At 43.8% G+C, this 4,995-nt stretch carries 2 protein-coding genes; both read left to right on the forward strand.

What is annotated here, in order from left to right:
• Nucleotides 1-102 precede the first annotated feature (102 nt).
• Nucleotides 103-3,597, forward strand: a complete 3,495-nt coding sequence (locus BMY75_RS17365; protein ID WP_139199928.1) for an MBG domain-containing protein — start codon at nt 103-105, stop codon at nt 3,595-3,597.
• A gap of 259 nt (nt 3,598-3,856) precedes the next feature.
• The gene (mobQ, locus tag BMY75_RS17370; RefSeq protein WP_278289332.1) at nt 3,857-4,888 is read left to right on the forward strand and encodes a MobQ family relaxase; all 1,032 of its coding nucleotides are present in this window, start codon (nt 3,857-3,859) and stop codon (nt 4,886-4,888) included.
• The last annotated feature ends 107 nt before the right edge of the window (nt 4,889-4,995 follow it).

Consider the following 4,995-nt stretch of genomic DNA (forward strand, 5'->3'; position numbering starts at 1 on the left):
GGTAAAACAATAACAAGTACACCTGACTATGCTCTTGAAAATATGTTTTATGGCACTGACGGAACTTTTACGGGCACGCCCAATATTAACACGACATATTACATGAAATCCAGCAAAATCCACACCCACAGCTTTACCTACACCGCTAACGGTGCGACTATAACAGCGACCTGCGGTGCGAATGACTGCTACCTAATTGACAACAAAGCATTGCTGACCATTATCGCACCTGCAAAGACTTCCTCTAACGATACAAACAGCGCAGCAGCGACCCTGACAGGGCTTGCTGACTTCAACACCGCCACAGGAAATACTGTTGCAGAAGCAGATATAAAATACTTCAAGGCAACAAAGAGTGGCACAACCTATACCAAAATAGGCGACGCCCAGGCAGCCGCACCCACAGACGTAGGCAATTACATTGCCGAGATAACTGTGGAAAACAAGACAGCTCGCGTAGGCTATACCATAACTTATGTTGTGCCTGAGTCTGATTGCCTGACATTTACGGCAGAAAAAAACAGTTCTTCAGTCACAGTATATTATGCCACTGGCACATTACAGTATAAGACAAATAACGATGATACATGGAGAATTTATACAAATGGAACTAAAATTCCGCTCAATAAAGATGACTACGTTCGTTTCTGTGGTACTGGAGTAACATTCGGTTTAGGCAATCACATTTGGATTGGTGGACAAGTAGCTTGCAGTGGTAATGTCATGTCGCTGAGGCTGAACAATTTTGAAGATTGGAAAGACGCAGGCTTGTGTGACAGTTGCTTTGAGTATATGTTTTACAACTGCACCGGTTTGACAGAGACACCTTCACTGCCTGCAACAACACTGGCAGATTACTGTTATTCGAGTATGTTTTACAACTGCACTGGTCTGACGGAAACACCAGAATTGCCCGCAACAACTCTGGCAAATAAATGTTACAGCGATATGTTTTACCACTGCACTGGTCTGACGGAAACACCAGAATTGCCCGCAACAACTCTGGCAAATAAATGTTACAGCGGTATGTTTACTGGCTGCACCGGTTTGACAGAAGCACCAGCACTGCCCGCAACAACTTTGGCAGATGGCTGTTATGCGAGAATGTTTTCCGGCTGCACCGGTATCAAGCTGTCAGAAACGCAAAACGAGGAATACAATTACGTTTACAAAATTCCGTCTGGAGATAAAACAATATCAAGTGTACCAAACTCTGCTCTTAACCAAATGTTTAGTTACACCGGCGGAACTTTTACAGGCACGCCAAATATAAATACGGCATATTACATGAAGTCAAACAATATCCACACCCACAGCTTTACCTACACCGCTGACGGTGCGACTATAACAGCGACCTGTGGTTTGAATAAATGTTATCTGACCAACAATAATGTAGCGTTGACCATTATCGCACCTGAAAAGACTATTTACGGAGATACAAACAGCGCAGCAGCGACCCTGACAGGACTTTATAACTTCAATTCCGTCACGGGAAATACTATCGAAAAATCAGACATAAAATACTACAAGGCAATAAAGAGCGGAACCGCCTATACTAAAACAGGCAACGCTCTGACAGCCGCACCCACTAACGCTGGTGATTACGTTGCCGAGATAACTGTGAGGAGCAAGACGGCCAGCGTGGGCTATACCATAGCTCCGAAGGATATGAGCTCGATAGTACCATCGTTTTCTAATCTGACATATAACGGCACACTACAGACACCGGTGATCAATACCCCCATAAAGTACGGAAATTATACCCTTGTTAATGGAACCGACTACGATATTGTACCATTAAGTACGGATATGACAAATGTGGGCACAAAAACTGTAAACGTCGTATACAAGGGCAATTTTGGCGGTAATATATCTAAGACATTCTCCATCACACAGGCAAAGGTGACTATCACATCAGACAACGCTACCAAGACCTACGACGGCACTGCTCTTACAAAGAACACATTTACATCTGTCGGTCTTGCAGCAACAGATACGCACACCTTTACAGTTGTAATGACCGAAGCCAGCACTATAACACATAAAGGCACTCAGCCAAATGTGATTGCAACAGTTGATGGTGTGACAGTTGTCGCAGGAACAGAAACATCAGTTGGCAACTATCTTGTAACGGCATCAAACGGTACGCTGACGATCAATCCTGCAAATGTTACTATAACTATCGACAACAAGAGCAGCAAATATAAAGCCGACATCGCTGAGCTAACCTACACATCAAGCGGTATCATTGCGGGCGACGATCTCGGCATTCAGCTTTCCACCACCGCGACCAAGGCCTCCGAGGCTGGCGAGTACGATATAACCGCAACTTGGAATAATAACCCAGACTACACTGTGACTGTCAATAAGGGTAAGTATACCATAACCAAGACTGACCTCACCGTATCTGCTTCTGGTTACAGCGGCACTTATGACGGCAACGCTCACAGCATATCCGTTGATGTGATTGACTCCAATGCGGTTGTTTTCTATGGTACTTCCGAGCTCACTGCCGATAATTACAAAACAGTCGGCAACACAATAAATCCCAAATATACAAATGCAGGTAATTACATAGTATACTACTATATCAAGACTGAGAACTATGAACCAGATCTCGTTTACGGCAGCAAGACTGTAAATATCGCAAAGGCAAAGGTAAAAGTCACTGCCGATGCAAAGTCCAAGATCTATGGCAAGACTGATCCCGAGCTGACTTACAAGGCAACAGGTCTTATCGGCGAAGATACCATGACAGGTAAACTCACCCGTGCAAAAGGCGAGAATGTTGATACATATGCTATCACTCAAGGTACTCTTACAGCAGGCAAAAACTATGATATCACATTTACAGGCGCAGATTTTACAATAAATAAATCTGTTGTCACCATAACCGCAGAAAATAAGAGTAGCAAGTACGGTGAGGATATCGAAGAGCTTAGCTATCATATTTACGGCAATTATGTTGATTACAACGATCTAGGTATTCAGCTTTCTACCACCGCGACCAAAACCTCAAAGGTTGGTGAATATGATATAACCGCAACTTGGAATAATAACCCAAACTACACCGCAACGCTGAAAAACGGCAAGTACACCATAACCAAGGCAAACGTAAAATTTACCGCACCTACAGCAAATGAACTGACTGCTAACGACAAAGTTCAGGCACTTGTAACATCCGGTGAGACCCGGGACGGAAAGATCGTTTATGCAGTTATCGCCAACAATGAGAATGCACCTGCCGAGGACGAATATTTCGAGACTATCCCCACAGCAATAGATCCAGGAACATATTATGTTTGGTACAAGGTTATTGCTGACGAAAACCACAATGACAGCGAACCTGCCTGCATATCTGTTACATTAGCAGATGAAAACTGGCTGTTAGGGGATGTTAACAACGACGGAAAAATCAACATAACCGATATCACAATAGTAGCTGCTCATGCAAAGGGCAAGAAGATGTTGTCGAAAGAACGCTTCAAGAGAGCAGATGTTAATTTAGATGGAACTGTTAATATTACTGATGTAATACAGATTGCGGCTCATGTAAAGGGCAAAAAGATGCTGGTTCAGAAAAAGGATAAGTCATAAAAATGTACTACCGATTCATTCGGGAAACCATAATACATTCTATGATGCCTTTGATAAAATTTAAGACATAATTATTCTTCTTAAATTTTCCACAGAGAGGGACTGTTGTATTTTGCGACAGTCCCTTTTTGTGTACTGTAGTAATTTATTACGATCAAGCTCTTGACAAATGCGAACATTTGTGCTACAATATAAAAATGCAGTCGAACGTATGTACATACCAAGATTGATCCAAACAGAAAGAAGGTAGATAAAAGCAATATATCATTTCAACGTCAAAATGGTCACACGAACAAGTGGCGGAAGTTGCGTAGCAAGTGCCGCATATATCGCAGGCGAGAAGATCAAGAATGAGCGAGACGGTAAGATACATGACTACCGCAACAAGCATGAAGTTGTCCACAAGGAGATTTTACTGCCTGCAAATGCACCGCCCGAATACAGCAGCAGAGCCAAACTATGGAATGCTGCCGAGTGTGTCGAAAAGCGCAAGAATTCCCAAACCGCCCGGAGTATAAATGCGGCATTACCGAGGGAACTGTCGAGAGAAGATCAGATCGATCTTGTCAAAAAGTTCTGCGAGCAGTGTTTCGTAAGCAATGGAATGTGCTGCGATTTTGCTATCCATGACAAGGACGACGGAAATCCTCACGTTCATATTCTGCTGACCACCCGCCGCGTGGACAAGAACGGTTTCACCCAAAAGGAACGCGCATGGAATGACCGAAAGCTTTTATTGGAGTGGCGTGAGCGCTGGGCAGATTGGTGCAACCATAAGCTGTATTTCATTTCGGACGCTCGGGTAGATCACCGAAGTTACAAGGAGCAAGGAATTGACCGATTGCCGCAGATTCATCTCGGTGTCGAGGTCTGCGCTGTTGAGCGAAATGGCTTCAAGACCGACAAGGGAAATAAGAACAGAAGAATCAGGCGGCGCAATCTTGAAGCTGAGATTCAAGAACTTGAACAACAGATTCGAGACTTACGTGCTGAGCATAAACGTGAGACGATTGAATATATCGAATCCAATATTGGGTGTAAGGTGTCCGATGCTTTCACGATACATGGTAAAATGCCTGTGCTGGAACAATATGAGAAATACTTGCAGGAGCGAGGTGTGCCGTGTGAGTTTATTTTCTACAATAAGGACAAGTACGAATTGTTCATACCGAAGTCCGAAAAGGAAAAAGCTATTGGTCTGCTTACCCAGTTTCGGAAACAGAACCCTGAAAGGGACGACCGGAGCAATACGCAACAGAAATCTGCACCGTCCAAAAAGCCGAAGCGGTAATTATAGCTGCATATTCAAACACGTGCTGTATGGCACTAAAGCGGTATCGCTTGCATAAGGGAGAGTCCAGAGAGGGAGTTTTCCCTCTTTGGCGCACTTCAAACTCG

The sequence above is a fragment of the Hominimerdicola alba genome (assembly GCF_900109655.1).
Lineage (GTDB): Bacteria > Bacillota > Clostridia > Oscillospirales > Ruminococcaceae > Hominimerdicola > Hominimerdicola alba_B.

What these genes read in the sequence shown, in the direction of transcription:
- BMY75_RS17365 (WP_139199928.1), top strand. Translation starts at nt 103, where the DNA reads ATGAAATCCAGCAAAATCCACACCCACAGCTTTACCTACACCGCTAAC.